The sequence below is a fragment of the Flavobacterium lipolyticum genome (genome assembly GCF_020905335.1).
In the GTDB taxonomy this organism is placed as follows: domain Bacteria; phylum Bacteroidota; class Bacteroidia; order Flavobacteriales; family Flavobacteriaceae; genus Flavobacterium; species Flavobacterium lipolyticum.
Genome location: NZ_JAJJMN010000001.1, coordinates 1,143,403 through 1,159,989 on the forward strand (window position 1 = coordinate 1,143,403; position 16,587 = coordinate 1,159,989).

Here is a 16,587-nt window from a genome sequence, read left to right on the forward strand (position 1 = left end):
AAGGTTTTAAAAAATTATTCCTCTATATAAATTAAATTTTAACACCTTTTTTCTTTTGTCTTAAAAAGTCTAACAAATAGGCTCCATATCCTGATTTCACTAAAGGTAATGCAAGTTCCTCTAATTGAGCATCATTAATAAACCCTTGTCGCCAAGCAATTTCCTCAATGCAACCCACTTTTAAACCTTGTCTTTCCTCAAGTACCTGCACAAATTGGCCAGCCTGCATCAAACTATTGAAAGTCCCTGTATCTAACCAAGCCGTTCCTCTGCTTAAAATACCAACTTTTAATTTTCCTTTTTCAAGATAAACTTTGTTCACGTCAGTAATTTCGTACTCTCCCCTTGCGCTAGGTTTAATATTCTTCGCAATTTCTACAACCGAATTATCATAAAAATATAATCCCGGAACGGCATAATTTGATTTTGGCTCCAGAGGTTTTTCTTCAATAGAAACAGCCTTCTTATTCTCATCAAATTCAACCACCCCATATCTTTCAGGATCTGAAACATGGTAAGCAAAAACAACGCCTCCTTCAGGATCTGCATTATCTTTTAATAATTGTTGCATATTGGTTCCGAAAAAGATATTATCTCCAAGAACTAATGCCACTTTATCATTACCAATAAAATCTTCTCCAATTACAAAAGCCTGAGCTAGTCCATTAGGATCTGGTTGCTCTTCATAACTAAATTTACACCCAATTGCACTCCCATCACCTAAAAGCTTCTTAAAATTTGGCAAATCATGAGGCGTTGAAATTATCAAAATTTCATTAATTCCAGCCATCATCAATGTTGACAAAGGATAATAGATCATCGGTTTATCGTAAACCGGCATCATTTGCTTGCTCATGGCAAGTGTTAAAGGATGCAAACGGGTGCCAGAGCCTCCTGCTAATATAATTCCTTTCATAAATCTTAATTTTAGATTTTAGATTTTAGATTCTGATTACTCAAAACGCTAAAATTCTAATGTTAGATTTTTAAACAAACATTTTTTTTAAACTTTCTTTATAATTTGGTACATCTAAATTATAAAGAGTTTTTATTTTTTCTTTATTCAACAATGAAAAACTTGGACGTTTTGCAGGAGTTGGGTAAGATGCCGATGGAATCCCTCCCACTCTACAGTTATAAGCTCCAAATTCTTTAATACTTAATGCAAATTCGTACCAGCTAATTTCTCCTTCATTTGAATAATTATATATCCCTGGAATCCATTTTGAAGATTCAAGAATATTTACCATTGCCTGAGCTAAATCTGCAGCATAAGTGGGTGAGCCTACCTGATCATTGACCACGTTAATCTCGTCTCTTTCCTGCATCAAACGTTGCATGGTTTTAACAAAATTATTTCCGAATTTGCTATAAACCCATGAAGTTCTAATAATAATTGAATTAGGACATTCTTTTATACAGCAATTTTCTCCAGCTAATTTACTTTCTCCATAAACATTTACCGGATTCGTTTCTGCCTCTTCATCTAAAGCAACTGATGAAGTTCCGTCAAAAACATAATCTGTTGAAACATGAAGTAAATGTACATTATTCTCTTTACTATATTTTGCTATTAACTTTACAGCTTCACAATTTACAGTAAATGCCAACTCTTTTTCATTTTCGGCTTTATCTACTGCTGTATAAGCTCCACAATTAAATATAATATCTGGACTAATTTCGTTTAATTGAAATTGCAATAATTCTAAATTATCTAAAGTCGCTTTTGTTCGGTCAGCAAAAATCCATTCGTATTGAGAATAAGAAGTAGATAAAACTGAAAGTTCAGATCCTAACTGTCCGGTTGCTCCTGTTACAAGAATTTTTTTCATTAAAATAAGCTATTACAATTTTCAATAAAAGGAAGAATTTGATCTTTTTCAGAAACGATAGCTTCTTTTAAATTCATCCCCCAATCAATATTTAAAGAAGGGTCGTCAAATTTAATTCCTCCTTCGGAAGCTTTATTATAAAACTGGTCACATTTATACATCACAGATGCTGTTTCGCTTATCACAGAAAATCCATGAGCAAAACCTTGAGGAACTAATAGCTGTTTTTTATTTTCTGCCGATAATAAAACGCTGAACGATTTTCCGTAAGTTGGTGAATCTTTTCTTAAATCTACCGCAACATCAATAATTTCGCCTTCCAAAACACGAACCAATTTTGTTTGAGCAAACGGAGGGTTCTGATAATGCAAACCTCTCAAAGTTCCTTTTTTTGAAAAGGACTGATTGTCCTGAACGAATTCAATATCAATTCCTAAATCTTCGAATTTAGTTTTACTATAAGATTCGAAAAAGTAACCACGTTCATCTCCAAAAATGGTCGGTTCTACAATCACTAGATCTTTTATAAATGTTTCCTCTATTTTCATTTTTATATTATATTCTTTAAACTAAATTATTACTTAAAAAAAGCATTTATCACTTCCTCAATTCTATTTTTATTTTCATTTGTAAGGTTTGAGCCTGAAGGTAAACATAATCCTTTTTCAAACAAGTCTTCTGCAATTTTGTTTCCATAATACGGATATGTTTCAAAAATTGGCTGCAAATGCATAGGCTTCCAAAGCGGACGACTCTCAATATTTTCTTTTTCCAAAGCCAATCGTAAACTTTCTCTATTTCTATTACTAGTAATATCCGGATCAATCAAAATAGTATTTAGCCAGTAATTTGAAAAATGATCTTCGTTAAAGACTTCAAAAAGCTCAACATTATCTATTGAACTAAAAATATTTTTATAGAAGTTATGATTTATAACTTTTGATTCGATATTTGCTTCCAAGCTTCTCATTTGTCCCAGACCAACACCTGCACAAATATTACTCATTCTGTAATTATAACCTATTTCACTATGTTGAAAATGAACAGCTTTATCCTTTGACTGTGTTGCATAAAAAATGGCTCGTTCTTTTATCTCTTTGGAATTAGAAATTAATGCCCCTCCACATGAAGTGGTAATAATTTTGTTACCATTAAAGGATAAAATTCCAAAACTGCCAAAACTGCCACATTTTTTTCCTTTATAAGTGCTACCCAGAGCTTCGGCGCTATCTTCTATAACAGGTATTTCATAACGATCAGCGACTGCATGAACTTCATCAACTTTATAAGGAGTCCCATATAAATGAACTGCAATTATTGCCTTTGGTTTCTTTCCTTTTTCTATCCTGTCCTTTATCGCAATTTCCAAACTCTCAGGACAGATATTCCAGGTATCACTTTCACTATCAATAAAAATAGGTTTTGCTCCTTGATATAAAATAGGATTAGCGGATGCTGAAAATGTCATGGTTTGACAAATTACCTCATCATCTGCTTTAACTCCAAGCAAAATTAAGGCTAGATGAATTGCAGATGTCCCTGAATTTAATACTGTTACAAATGAATCATTTTTGTAATAATTTTCAAGTTTACTTTCGAACTCCTCAACATTTGGTCCTCCAGAAGTTATCCAACTTGTCTCTAATGCTTTTTGAATATATTCATTTTCAAAGCCAGTTTGTTTCGACAACGATAAGTAAATCCTTTTTTTATCCATTTATAGACCAATAATCTAAGGGATAACGAACATCGTCTTCATTTACACTGGTTAATGGTAAAGTAGAGAACGATATCAATTTTGAACCTGGTTCTAAGGATTCAATAGCATTTGCGTAACCTGCCGGAATATGAACTATTTTACTGTCAGATTCTGAGATTGCGACAGTCTCGATAAGCAAATCTTTTGAAGGACTTTCCCAATTATCTATTTTAATAAAATGAATTCTGAAACGACCGTTTAAGCAATAAAAATTTTTAGCATCTAATTTGTGCCCTTGCCAAGCCCGAATAGGGTTTTCAACAGAGTTACTAATTATATAAAATCTTTCAATATCTTTAAAAGTAAAATCATTTACATACGAGATACTCCCCCTATGATCTGAAAATTGTCCTCCTTGTATAATTTTAGGTTCCATGATTCAATCGTAAATTACTTTTTTTTAATAAATAAAATTTTGCTGAATATAGAAGTACTAAAGGCAAAATTACAATTGCGAATATAATTGCATCCTCCATTTTTTGATAAAGAAAAATGACTACAAACGAAATTCCTGCCTGAGCTAAAGCATAAAGAAGAGATACCAGCCTGTGCTGTATCTTATACTCATTGCTAAGTACCTGATATAAATGCAATCTATGAGCTTCAAAAATATTTTGCTTAAGATAAAGTCTGTGCAGAATTGTACAAACAGCATCAACTCCATAAACGGACAAAAATAACAACCAAAGAAGTGATTCTGTCTTCAGGATTAATTTTAACACTAAATAAATTACCCAAAAAGCTATAGCAATACTTCCTACATCTCCGGCAAAGCATTTTGCTTTTTTTCTATAATTAAAAAAAAGAAAAACAAGACTTGCCATCATCGCATACTTAATAAAACTTCCATCGGTAAAAAGTTGAATTTTTGTATTGACATACAATAATGATCCCATGACAGCTAATGTGTACAACCCTGTAATACCATTTATGCCATCCATAAAATTATAAGCATTTATAAGGCCTATTGCTAAAACATAAGCAATTAGAACTCCCCAAATTGGAACTAAATGAAACAGATTTAAATCATAAAAGATCAAACTAATAGCCAAAAAATGTGCACCAATTCTAATCTTATTCGATAAGCTTTGAATATCGTCCCAAAAGCTCACCAGACTTACTAAAGTTATTCCTGTAAAGAAAAAATAATTATTTTGAATCTGCTGAACAAAATATAGCAAAGCAGAAAACCAAAAGATGACCCCTCCGCCTCTCAATGTTATTTCAGTGTGAGAACTTCTCTGGTTTGGTTTATCTATTATATTAAAACGATCTGCTACTTTAAAGTAAAGCAGCATTATAATCATTAAAAGAATTCCTAGAATTGTATATTCCATTATTTAGTTATAAAACTTTTTATTGTTTTTTGTAATCCTTGTTCAGCTGAAAAAGGAAGCTTTTGAATTCCAATAGCGGATTTAATTTTCTCATTTGAAACCCTATAGTTTTCCGTTAATTTCTGAACCGTTTCAGAATTTAATGGAAAATTAACGATATCTCCTAGTTTGGCAATTCCATTTATGATTGGCTTTGGAATTGAAATCGATCTATTGTTTCTTTCTAACGTTAAAGATATAATTCTAACTAAATCATTTGTGGATACGCCTTCATCATCTGCAAAATTGTAAACACCAGAAGCAATATTTCTATTCTCCAAGATTTCTTTGATCATGTAATTAAGGTTATCGATACTAAGAAACGATCTCTTATTTTTAAAAGCAGCTAAAGGGTATGGAATTCCCTTTTCTACCACATTATAAAGTAAATTTAAATTCCCCTTATTTCCCGGACCATGAATCATACAAGGTCTAATAATAAAAACTCTTTTACTCGCTGGGATCTCTTTTGACAAAATATACTCCTCAGCCTTTAGTTTTGATTGTCCGTAAGGAGTCTTTGGGAGCGGTAAAACATCTTCATAAAGAATATCGTCTACAGAATCTGCTACTGCCTTTACACTACTGAAATAAATAAAATCCTTAATCTCACTTTCTAAAAAAGAATCAAATAATTTTTTAGTTAAATCTGTATTTACCTTAAAATATTCAGAAGGATCACTTGTTTTTTTGGTATCATGTGCTTTTCCTGCAAGATGAATTATGGCGTCACTTTCTAACTTTACTTCCCCTTCCTGATTTTTAAGCGAGATCGTCTTGATTAAAAAATTATAATCAGATAAATAACTAACTAAATTCTGTCCCACAAAACCTGAAGCACCCGATATGACTATTTTCATCTATTTTTTTAATATTTCAAGAAGTTTATCTATCAATTTTTCCCTTTCGAATTCATTTTTAAAATATTCTAACGCATTTTCCTGCATTTGGGCTCTTTCTTTCAATGATAAATTATAAAATTTAATAACATTTGCTGCAAATGTCTGAGCGTCTTCTGCAGGAGAAGCAAAACCTGCTTTTGATTCTTGCACTATTTTAGCACCTTCTCCATCCAATGAAGCCAAAATTGGTTTTCCGCATGCCAGATAAGATTGTAATTTAGAAGGAATCGTCAATGAAAATATTTTATCTTTTTTCAATGAAACTATTAAAGCATCTGAACAACAAAAAAAACTAGGCATTGTATCTGCTGGAAATGAGCCAAGAAAGTAAAAATTAGATTCTAAACCTTTTTCCTTTACTTTATTGATGTAATATTGTTTTTGACGTCCATCTCCTAAAAAGATCCAATTCACTTCAATATTGTTTTCTTTAACAATTTCGGCTGCTTCAATCAATGTATCAATTCCTTGTGCCTCTCCTAAATTACCTGCAAACAAAAGTTTGAAACCTTCAGGCAACTTAGATTCATATTCTACAGTTGGAATCAAAGGTTTGTATAGATTCTCTGCAGAATTAGGATAATAAATCAACTTACTTTTGAAATCTCCCTGTCCATTGATATAATCCTCAAACCCTTTTGATTGTACCAAAATCTTTTCTGCGTTACGATATATTCTCTTTGTAATCCAATCAAAAGCGTTTAGAATAAACTTATTTTTTATTCCACCTGCCGCAGAAAGACTTTCTGGCCACAAATCCTGAACCCAAAAATAAAAGGGTATTTTCATTTTTCGACCTGCAACTATAGCAGGAATACCAACAGTGATAGGAGAAGGTTCGTAAACAAATATTTTATCAAATTTTTCTTTTATAAAAAAAACTTTTATGCTGCAAAAAAAAACAAATGAAATATAGTTGAGCATTAATCGCAGACTTCCTTTTCCCCTAGAAAATATTTTTGATCGGTAAATTTTTATTCCATTCCATTCTTCATCATTATTTTTCCAAAAAGAATAATTCTCAAAAAAAAAACCTTTGGGATAATTAGGGATAGCTGTTAAGATAGCAACCTCGTGCCCTCTTTCTTTTAACCCTAATGCTAAATCGTTTATTTTAAAACTTTCAGGCCAAAAATATTGTGTAACAATTAATATTTTCATCCGCTAATTATAATCATAATTACCATTATCCACCCAATCTTTCATTTCTAAAATCATTTCTTCGTAAGGTAAAACATCGTAATCAAAATCTTTTCTAGAACTCTGCATGCTTTTATCTACTTTATAATTTGCATTTTCTAAAATAGTCAATGAATTGTTTCTAAATACTTTATTAAAGATTTTCAACAAACTAAATTTATCAATTTTCTTTTTTCCTGAAACAACAATCAATCCTGTTAAATCTTGTAAAATTGCCTGATGAATCACTTTTGCTAATTCTACTGTTGTTATTCCTGACCAAAAAGCCTGAGAATATCCATTGACTTCTTTAGTTTGTTGCATAAACCAATGAAATAAACCTATACCTCCTTTATTAAGTTCTGGCCCAATAATAGATGTTCTTATTGTCAAATCTTTTTCATTCACAATTTCCCCTAAAGATTTCGATGTTGCATAAAAACCCTGACCATCTTTAAAATCAGATTCATTATAGTTGCCTGTTTTTCCAGAAAAAACACAATCTGTACTAATACTTATTATTTTAGTTTTTGAGTTTTTAGTTAGTGATTCTAATAGGTGTGGAAAGTAACTATTAAACCAAATTGCTTTTTCAGGATGATCTTCGGCATCTTTATTTAAGATTCCAATACAATTAATTATTACATCGAAATTCATATTGATGATTTTTTTTAATTCTTCAGTATTGTATACATCAAGATTAAAAACTCTATTGCTTACCTCAATATTCCTTGCAATTCCATAAACTTCATATTCTCCCAAAGTTGGCAACATTTTAAACAACACATGTCCTGCCATCCCTTTGATGCCAATTATTAATATTTTCTTCATTTAAATGATTTTAAAAAAATTATTTATCCCAAATAACCTTATTTATTATTGGGGTATAACTTTGAATTACCTTTACTATTCTCTCTGAAGTGTTTTTAATTTGATACTCAAATGGCAACTGTGAGTCATCATTAATAGAAAGACCTTTCGTAATTTTAATTGAGTTAATCATACTCTCTTTTGTTATACCTCCCAAAACAATTGTACCCGCATCAACCGCTTCAGGTCTTTCAGTACTTGTTCTAATACTAACAGCAGCAAATCCCATCATAGCAGCCTCTTCACTAATCGTACCACTATCAGACAAAACTACATAAGCATCCTTCTGCAATTTGACATAATCAAAAAAACCTAAAGGAGCAACACTTAAAATTAAAGGGTTAAAAGTAACATTTGAATTTTCTATTCTTTTACGTGTTCTTGGGTGTGTTGAAAAAATAATTGGCATTTTATACTCTTCTGCTACTGCGTTTAACGAATCAGCCAAAATTTCGAAATGATTCTTTAAATCGATATTTTCTTCTCGATGAGCACTTACAACAATATAATTTCCTTTTTCTAAATTTAATTTTTCAACAATATTTGAATTTTGAATTTTGATCTCGTTTTTCTTTAAAACTTCAAATAATGGCGAACCTGTAACAAATACATGATCTTTTCTAAAACCTTCACTCAACAAATATCTTCGACTATGTTCTGTATAAGTAAGATTGATATCTGAAATATGATCCGAAATTTTTCGATTAATTTCTTCAGGCACATTTTGATCAAAACATCTATTTCCTGCCTCCATATGGAAAATAGGAATTTTTAATCGTTTTGCCGCAATTGTACTTAATACGCTATTCGTATCACCTAGTACTAATAAAGCATCTGGTTTTTCTTTGGCAAGTATCTCGTAAGATTTTGAAATTACATTACCTATAGTTTCCCCTAAATGTTCTCCTGCTACATTTAAAAAAAAATCAGGTTTTCTAAGGTTAAGATCTTCAAAAAATATTTCATTTAATTCATAATCATAATTTTGTCCTGTATGTATAACAATATGGTCAAAGTATTGATCACATAATTTAATGCATTCTGCCAATCTAATAATTTCGGGACGTGTCCCCATTATAGTTGCCACCTTAATTTTTTTCATATTCATTTTTATTTAAAATATTTTCTATCGAAACTAGATCTCTAATTAGCAGACACAAACACATCTTCTCCAAAAACTTCTTTTCGGATTAATGGTAAGTTTGATAATAATTTTTTCATCCCAGATACTCCAAGCTGTTCTGTATTGTGAGAATGATAATCTTCTGCTGCTGCAATTTCTTCTTCCCCTTCCGAAAAATACTTTGCATAGTTTAAATCACGGTTATCAGCAGGAATACGGTAAAAATCTCCCATATCAATTGCTTTTATCATTTCTTCTCTAGTACAAAGAGTTTCATATAACTTTTCACCATGACGTGTTCCAATGATTTTTATTTCTGTATCTGCTTGACAAAGATCTTTAAGTGCTTGTGCTAAATCACCTATTGTTCCTGCGGGAGCTTTATTAACAAACAAATCTCCAGCCGTTCCATTTTCAAAAGCAAATAATACTAACTCAACAGCTTCATCTAGAGACATCAAAAAACGTGTCATTTTTGGATCCGTTATTGTTATCGTACTACCCTCTTTTATCTGTTTTAAGAACAACGGTATAACGGAGCCTCTCGATGCCATTACATTTCCATATCTTGTCAAACAAACTACGGTATCGGTGAGATTTCTGGCAGCCGCAATAGCAACCTTTTCCATTAAAGCTTTAGAAATCCCCATTGCATTTATAGGATATGCAGCTTTATCAGTACTTAAACAAATTACCTTCTTTACTTTATTAACTCCAGCTGCATCAATTACATTTTGAGTTCCAAAAACATTAGTTTTTGTTGCCTCTAATGGAAAAAATTCACATGAAGGAACTTGTTTCAAAGCAGCGGCATGAAATACATAATCAACTCCTCTCATAGCACGTTCTACACTGCTATAATCTCTTACATCTCCAATATAAAATTTAAGTTTATCGTTTTTTAATTGATTACGCATATCATCTTGTTTTTTTTCATCTCTGGAAAAAATACGTATTTCACTAAAATGATCCGTATGCAAAAAACGATTAAGAACTGCATGACCAAAAGATCCGGTTCCTCCTGTAATTAAAAGTATTTTTTGTTTAAAACTAGGCATAATTAATTTTTTAATATTTTTTTATAATATGACAAATGGTTTTCTGCCATTTTTTCTGCGGTAAAACTCATAACAGCTTTAGAATTGGCACGTTCTCCTCTTTCATTGCGCTCTAAATAAGCTATTTGAATAGATTCTTGTAATGAAGATAAATTATCTAATTCGAAAAAACACACTTCTTCAGAATTAAAAATCTCTTTGAAAGAAGGTAAATTAGAACAAACTATCGATTTTTGTGCTAAAGCTGCTTCCACCATCGCTAAACCAAATCCTTCTGAATAAGATGGCATCATATAAACATCAAAAAACTTTAAATAGGAATACGGAGCTTGCATGTAAGGTAAAAATAATACTCTTTCTGAAAGATTTAACTTTTCTACGTTTTCCTTAATTTTTGCCAAATACGGCCCTTCGCCGATTAAGACAAAAACATAATCAGGTAGTTGCTCTAAAGCTTTAACAACTTGTGAAAGCCCTTTTCTTTTTGTGATGTAAGCGTAAGACCCAAGAACTTTATATCCCTTTTCTTTATACCCATTAATCAATTTTTCAATTTCTTCATCAGTATTTATATTATCTATGCTACATCCATTATAAATGGTAGTTAGCTTATTAGACAGCAACTTGTTATATCTATCTTTTATCTGATTAGATATAGATACAACACCGTCAAACTTGCGTTGAATAAAACACCAATAATGGGTTAAAAAAAAAGACACGAAATTATTATACTCCATCGCGAAACTTTTAAACGTATCTTGATGAATTGTACTTACAATTTTTGCACGAGAAATCTTTTTTCTCCATTTATAAACATATAAATCAGCTCTTAACGTATGACTATGTATTATATCATAGTCATTAAATTTAACCGGATTTCGTTTATCAATCTTAAAAGTATTGCACTCAAAATTCAATATTGATGATTCATCATCTAAATAGTAAACATCAATCAAATCAACCTTATCTTTTAGATAATTAACTATATTATGTACTACAACAATTGGCCCAGTATTTATCAAACTAGGCAATATAAAAGCAATTTTCATGTATTTTTATTTAAAAACTTCCTTAATCAAGGATAATTTTTGTTCATTTGAATAGTTAAGTTTTATTAAATCTTTCACTAAAATTAAAAACGAAAGCGTAATAATCTGAAATTTATAAATACCTTTAAAATGCTTGTTAATATAAAGTTTCATTCCTTTTGTCATCATCATTTTTCTTCTAAAAGGCAACTTTTCCTCAAAACTTCCTCCTTCTAAATGAATTATGTCTCGTACATCAATGATATATCTCTTTAGATTTAATTTAGAAATGCGTTTTTGAAGATCAGTTTCTTCATAATACATAAAAAAATCACGATCAAAACCACCTACTTGATTAAATATTGTTTTAGGAATAAACAAATCAGCACCTGATACAAAATCAACTTCTAAAAATCCTTTCTCCTTAAGTTTAGTGTATGTTTCTACTTCAAATTTATTTTTATAGATTTTTAAAGTTTCCAATAATCTTCTATAGATTCTTTTAGAAGTTATAAATTGCCCAAAAGAAAGCGCATCTTCCTTATCTGAGTTAATCAAACATGTACCAACAGTCCCTAAATCATCATCTAAATGATTTTCTGCAAAATTAAAGAGTTTACTAATGACATCATCTAAAAGAATTGTATCAGAATTCAACATAAAAATATATTTCCCCTGAGACTCATTGGCACCAACATTATTCGCTCTGCCAAAACCAATGTTTTTGTCTAAATAAAAATATCTAATCCGTTCGTCTTTTAAAAAAAAGTCCTTACTCCCATCTGTTGATGCATTATCAACTAATATAATCTCAAAATTAACATTCTTAGTATGTTTGTATAAACTTTCTATACATTCATTCGTCATTTTCACAGTATTGTAATTTACAATAACTACAGAAACATTTACTCCTTCCATCTTTAAAATTTTAGATAATAGTTTATTCTAAGAAACAAATACTTAACAAAGCCAAAACCGTACTTTATACGAATTATATTATATAAATTCTTAGAATAACTAAAATCAGGCATGTGAAAATATCTTTGAAGAATCGGGAATCTATATTGCTTTTTTGAGGCTCCGATTGTATTATTAGAATGCTGCCTATAATAAATTGTTGGAACAGGTAAAGATACAATTGCTCCTTTAGAAGAATCTACACAAATGCTTATCCAAAAATCATGCATTAGAATATTTCCAGTATAATCTATAGATAGATCCCTTGCTTTACGGTTAAAAATCATTGTACATCCTGTCACATAATTAACCAGCTTCAAATATTTTCTGGTTATCCTAGAGGGATGCGTATTGTCGTTTTCCCATAGTGAATAAGCAGTAATATCTAATTTACTATCTGTAACTATAAGATCCGTATGTACTATTATTGCTTTGTCTTCTGATCTTTTGCTTTCAGATTCTAAGGCATCTAAACTAATTTGTACTTTAGAAGAAAACCAAATATCATCCTGATCGCAAAACATATAATATTCTGCTTCTACATTTTTTAATAACCACATAAAACTCATACAAGCCCCCATGTTGGTTCCTTCATTTGTAAACAATGTAATATTTGAGTATCTACTCTTATATTCCTGCAAAATATTTATTGTAGAATCAGTCGAACCGTCATCTCTCACGAATAATTGAAATTCCTTATACGTTTGAAGATACAAACTTTCCAATTGTTCGCGTAAATATTTCTCCCCATTATAGGTTGACAATAATATTGCTATCATAATTTAATAATCTCTATCAATAAATTTGTTATTCTCAGATTCATAACTAAAAACCGAATAATAAGGAATCCATTTCATATAATACCCGGCAGGCCAATAAAATGAGGTATAAGCACTTGTTAATAAAACAAAAACAAATGTCACAGCCACAAATATTTTATCTGAAGACAGTATTTTTTGTCTAAAAAATGGAATCATTACATCCGCTAGTGCAATACAGTAAAACAGCATTAAATAATTAGTAAAACGAGTAAAGATTATAGTATTGAAAATGGAACAAACTCCCAATAAACCGAATATACAGACCAAATACTCATATCTTATCGAGATATTAAATTTACTTTTCGCCCAATAAAAAAATCCAATCGGAATAAGCGTCCTTGTAGCAAAAAACAAAATAGTAGACTTCCAACCATAAGAAGCTTCTGAATAATCGTTAACTTTTTTGTTTATTTTCTCAATATTCTCAAAAAAAGTAAAAAGATAATTAAGCTGATTAAGAGCAAATAAAAGCACAATCAGCAATAAAATATAATTTCTATTGATACGCAAAAATTTTAAAAAAGGCAAAATGATTAGAAATACTGCCGAGAGGTGAAACATAACTGCAATAAATACACCCAAATAATATTTAACCAGTTTGTTGTTTTCAAGATTCTTGTAATTAATTATAAAAACCATTATCGCAAGAGATTCCCGTAAAATTTCAACAGTAAAATTGATGTAAAACATTAATAGACACAAAAACAAAACACTGAAACGAAGTTTTGAATTTTTCCATATAAAATAGAAAAGACAACTATTAATAATTAATACATGTAAAATTTGAAAAGATGTAAAACTAGGATAAATAGCTTTTGCAAAAGAATTTAAAATTGTAAAAAGTGGCTGATATTCAGAATCCCAGGAAAAATCCAGTATATTATTAGTGGAAATATTATTAAAATATAACATATAAAAATAGCTGTCGCCACCCACCATATAACGCAGCCCAATTAATGCCGTTAAGTAAACGTAGAGACCAACCCAAACAAAATATTCACTGCTATCTTTATGCTTACAAATATCAAATACTATAGCAGCAAAAAAAGTGACTATGAATGGAATGATATAAAAAATCATCAATTTTACTAGTTTAAATTATTTCTCAACTTGGTATACAAAAGAAAACGTTGAATTGAATAGTCCTGAATAGTGCACATGCTTTCATGAGACCGCAATAATCTTTTTCTAGCCTGTCCCATTTTAATATCATTTTTATGATAAACATCACTTCTATTAATTTTGCTTTCAACAAAACAGTCGTAAGCTTTACCCCAATAATGATTAATTTGTATTGTTGTTGATTGAAAAGGAAGACGAAGATTTATTCCAAAACTTGTAAAATTCTTAAACTGATTTACAGGAGGTATTCTTAAACCAAACATCTTTGAACTGATAAGATGTGGATTACTAAATTCCGAAATAGGAAAGTTCATATTACAGAACATTTTTGTAAACACACTTGGTTTGGGCCAACATTGTGTATACTGCTCTATAACCAATTTATTATCATCATGTTTCAACTTACCATTTGACCCAAATTGCTTCCAATAAATTGCAACTCCCGGATAATTTTCATACGATTCTAACCACAACTGGATATTATCTATAGCTAAAGGGCAGACAAATTCGTCTACATCTATAAAAGCTAGCCAATTTGTATCTTCCTTGTGCTTTTTATAACAATCTTCATAAGCCAGCATTTGAGAATGATCAAATGGCCAATTAATAAGATCAACAATACCCTTTTCAATATAGGGTTGCAAAATTTCTAAATAATTATCATCTGAATTGTTATTATAGAGATAAAAATGCTCCACTCCTGTTACCAAATGATATTGAATCCATTCATCAAAATATCTTGCTTCATTTTTAAATATACAACAAAAACTAACTGAATATTTGAACTTTTTATTTTGTCTTTTAACCAACCTATTTATTAAAATCACAAGTTTTAAAAAAACAATTTTTATAAAATAAGCAATAAAACGAGTGAAAGAATTTTTTAAAAATGTCTGTTTGAAGCGCTCTCTAGTAATAAAATTACCATCCACATAATAATCTTGAATATCTTCCGACATAATGTTATCTGTATAAATATGTTTTACATCTGAAATAAAATTGCCTTATTCCAGTAGTAAACAAAAAAAATAATAATGTTAAAAATGTAAAAAAAATAGAAGTAATAATAAAACCGTAACCGATACAGTTTACTATTGAAGAATACGGATCAATTCTTACGAAATTACTGCAATATTCCGTTAAGAAAAATACTGTTGAAGCAATAACAGTTAATTTCAGATACAGCAAAAAATAAAAGCTTATATTCGTTTTGAATCCACTTTTAAATAAAAAGAAAGGTTTCCATAGCAATACAATAAAAAACAAACTTACTAAAACTCCAGTGAGAACCCCATTAATACCGTAAAAATATCCTAATAATATAGAAATACCAATATTAAGAACTGTTTCGACAATTGGTGCTGCTATGTCTCTAAATAGTCCGTAAGCATTTAAAAAAGAATCAACAGTAAGTCTCGTAATATTTATGAACATTATAATGACCAACAATATTAAATTTGACTTTTCTAATAAATATTCTTTGCCTACCCAATATGTAATAAAAATTGGAGTGAACTTGTAAACCCCATAACACGCTATACTTGTCAAAAAAAACCTTAGAGTAAATAATTCCTCAAAAACAACCAAGATTCTATTATTATCGGCTTGCGATACTAAATTTCCAACTCCGGCATTTGTACTATTAAAAACAGCTCCTAAAAGAGCAGTGATTCCGGCAATTACTAACAAATAATTTCCATAACTTGCAATAAATGATAAACTTGTAAATGCAAATATTATCAAAGGGCTACTTTCATGTAATGCGAAACCTGCAATTTTATGAGTGATTAATTGTTTTGTTTTATGCGTAATTTGAGGATATTGAGTTAATAGCTTTTTTCCTGAAGAAATACTAGTTTTTAACCATGGATATTCTAAATGCAGAATATATTTTATTCCAGCAACAGTGGCTATAATTGCAACTAATTCCAAAAAAAGCCACCACAAATATCCTTTACTTAAAAGCCATATACATAGGATCTGAAAAATAACTTTTACAATTTTTACGCCTTGTAATGCATAATTTAACTTAAACTCTTTTTGGTCCGATACCAAAACGATTTGTTGATAATTCAAAAAATAACCAATTAATGCAGATATTAGTAAAACACTAAAAGTTGCATATGCATACCAAAGAGGTACTTTTATATCTGAAAAAAAATAAGGAAAAAAGAACATGAGAATAATCGCTAATACTCCCACGATAATACCTATTCTACTGTATAAATATCCTTGAACAGATACAATGTCATTAATTTGATTGTGATCATTCGTTGCTAATGGCTTATATAAAGAGTAACTTATTGCAGCACCTACTCCTAATTCTGCTAAATTAAGAAACTGCAGTAAATTCATTGCAGTTGTATTTAAACCCAGGACTTCAGATCCCAGATAAGTAAGAAACACTTTTCTATAAAAAAATTGAAGTATTAGATTACAGCAATAAAAAACTAATGCAAACTGCGCGTTTTTTAGGCTTTTTTTTACTCTAGAATTGTCTTCCATAAATTTGGCATAAAGCTCAATTATTTTATTCTCGTTTAACTTTCGATGATTAAAA

General features: G+C 30.1%; 17 protein-coding genes. All 17 read right to left on the reverse strand.

From position 1 onward, the window contains the following. Positions 1–31: 31 nt before the first annotated feature. The 17 genes from rfbA to LNQ34_RS05185 all read right to left on the reverse strand — a co-directional run bounded on the left by rfbA (position 32) and on the right by LNQ34_RS05185 (position 16,532). The gene (gene rfbA / locus LNQ34_RS05105; RefSeq protein ID WP_229998871.1) at positions 32–916 is read right to left on the reverse strand and encodes a glucose-1-phosphate thymidylyltransferase RfbA; all 885 of its coding nucleotides are present in this window, start codon (positions 914–916) and stop codon (positions 32–34) included. A gap of 70 nt (positions 917–986) precedes the next feature. Beyond that, a complete protein-coding gene (gene rfbD / locus LNQ34_RS05110) occupies positions 987–1,832 on the reverse strand; it encodes a dTDP-4-dehydrorhamnose reductase (protein WP_229998872.1) in 846 nt (281 codons plus the stop codon). Beyond that, entirely contained in the window at positions 1,832–2,380 is a 549-nt protein-coding gene (rfbC, locus tag LNQ34_RS05115; protein ID WP_229998873.1) for a dTDP-4-dehydrorhamnose 3,5-epimerase, read from the reverse strand. The genes rfbD and rfbC overlap by 1 nt, the downstream gene beginning before the upstream one ends. A gap of 29 nt (positions 2,381–2,409) precedes the next feature. Continuing rightward, entirely contained in the window at positions 2,410–3,549 is a 1,140-nt protein-coding gene (locus tag LNQ34_RS05120; protein ID WP_229998874.1) for a DegT/DnrJ/EryC1/StrS family aminotransferase, read from the reverse strand. Beyond that, the gene (locus tag LNQ34_RS05125; RefSeq protein WP_229998875.1) at positions 3,542–3,967 is read right to left on the reverse strand and encodes a cupin domain-containing protein; all 426 of its coding nucleotides are present in this window, start codon (positions 3,965–3,967) and stop codon (positions 3,542–3,544) included. The genes LNQ34_RS05120 and LNQ34_RS05125 overlap by 8 nt, the downstream gene beginning before the upstream one ends. Beyond that, positions 3,957–4,928, reverse strand: coding sequence for an MraY family glycosyltransferase (locus LNQ34_RS05130; protein WP_229998876.1), 972 nt, complete (start codon positions 4,926–4,928; stop codon positions 3,957–3,959). Before LNQ34_RS05130 ends, LNQ34_RS05125 begins: the two co-directional genes overlap by 11 nt. Further along, positions 4,928–5,827 (reverse strand): NAD-dependent epimerase/dehydratase family protein, encoded by a 900-nt coding sequence (locus LNQ34_RS05135; RefSeq protein WP_229998877.1) that lies wholly within the window; start codon positions 5,825–5,827, stop codon positions 4,928–4,930. The genes LNQ34_RS05130 and LNQ34_RS05135 overlap by 1 nt, the downstream gene beginning before the upstream one ends. Beyond that, a complete protein-coding gene (locus LNQ34_RS05140) occupies positions 5,828–7,030 on the reverse strand; it encodes a glycosyltransferase family 4 protein (RefSeq protein WP_229998878.1) in 1,203 nt (400 codons plus the stop codon). Positions 7,031–7,033: 3 nt separating this feature from the next. Next, positions 7,034–7,879, reverse strand: a complete 846-nt coding sequence (locus LNQ34_RS05145) for a sugar nucleotide-binding protein (protein ID WP_229998879.1) — start codon at positions 7,877–7,879, stop codon at positions 7,034–7,036. A gap of 19 nt (positions 7,880–7,898) precedes the next feature. Beyond that, positions 7,899–9,020: a non-hydrolyzing UDP-N-acetylglucosamine 2-epimerase gene (gene wecB, locus LNQ34_RS05150; protein ID WP_229998880.1), complete on the reverse strand. Its 1,122-nt coding sequence runs from the start codon at positions 9,018–9,020 to the stop codon at positions 7,899–7,901. Between the two features lie 41 nt (positions 9,021–9,061). After that, positions 9,062–10,099 carry a polysaccharide biosynthesis protein gene (locus LNQ34_RS05155; protein ID WP_229998881.1) on the reverse strand — a complete coding sequence of 346 codons (1,038 nt, stop codon included), beginning with the start codon at positions 10,097–10,099 and terminating at the stop codon, positions 9,062–9,064. A gap of 2 nt (positions 10,100–10,101) precedes the next feature. Next, entirely contained in the window at positions 10,102–11,148 is a 1,047-nt protein-coding gene (locus LNQ34_RS05160) for a glycosyltransferase family 4 protein (RefSeq protein WP_229998882.1), read from the reverse strand. Positions 11,149–11,154: 6 nt separating this feature from the next. Beyond that, entirely contained in the window at positions 11,155–12,045 is an 891-nt protein-coding gene (locus LNQ34_RS05165) for a glycosyltransferase family 2 protein (protein WP_229998883.1), read from the reverse strand. 2 nt (positions 12,046–12,047) lie between these two features. After that, positions 12,048–12,863, reverse strand: coding sequence for a glycosyltransferase family 2 protein (locus LNQ34_RS05170; protein ID WP_229998884.1), 816 nt, complete (start codon positions 12,861–12,863; stop codon positions 12,048–12,050). 3 nt (positions 12,864–12,866) lie between these two features. Continuing rightward, a complete protein-coding gene (locus LNQ34_RS05175) occupies positions 12,867–13,985 on the reverse strand; it encodes an EpsG family protein (protein WP_229998885.1) in 1,119 nt (372 codons plus the stop codon). A gap of 8 nt (positions 13,986–13,993) precedes the next feature. Then, positions 13,994–14,986, reverse strand: coding sequence for a glycosyltransferase family 92 protein (locus tag LNQ34_RS05180; RefSeq protein ID WP_229998886.1), 993 nt, complete (start codon positions 14,984–14,986; stop codon positions 13,994–13,996). A gap of 4 nt (positions 14,987–14,990) precedes the next feature. After that, positions 14,991–16,532 carry a lipopolysaccharide biosynthesis protein gene (locus LNQ34_RS05185; protein WP_229998887.1) on the reverse strand — a complete coding sequence of 514 codons (1,542 nt, stop codon included), beginning with the start codon at positions 16,530–16,532 and terminating at the stop codon, positions 14,991–14,993. Positions 16,533–16,587 lie beyond the last annotated feature (55 nt).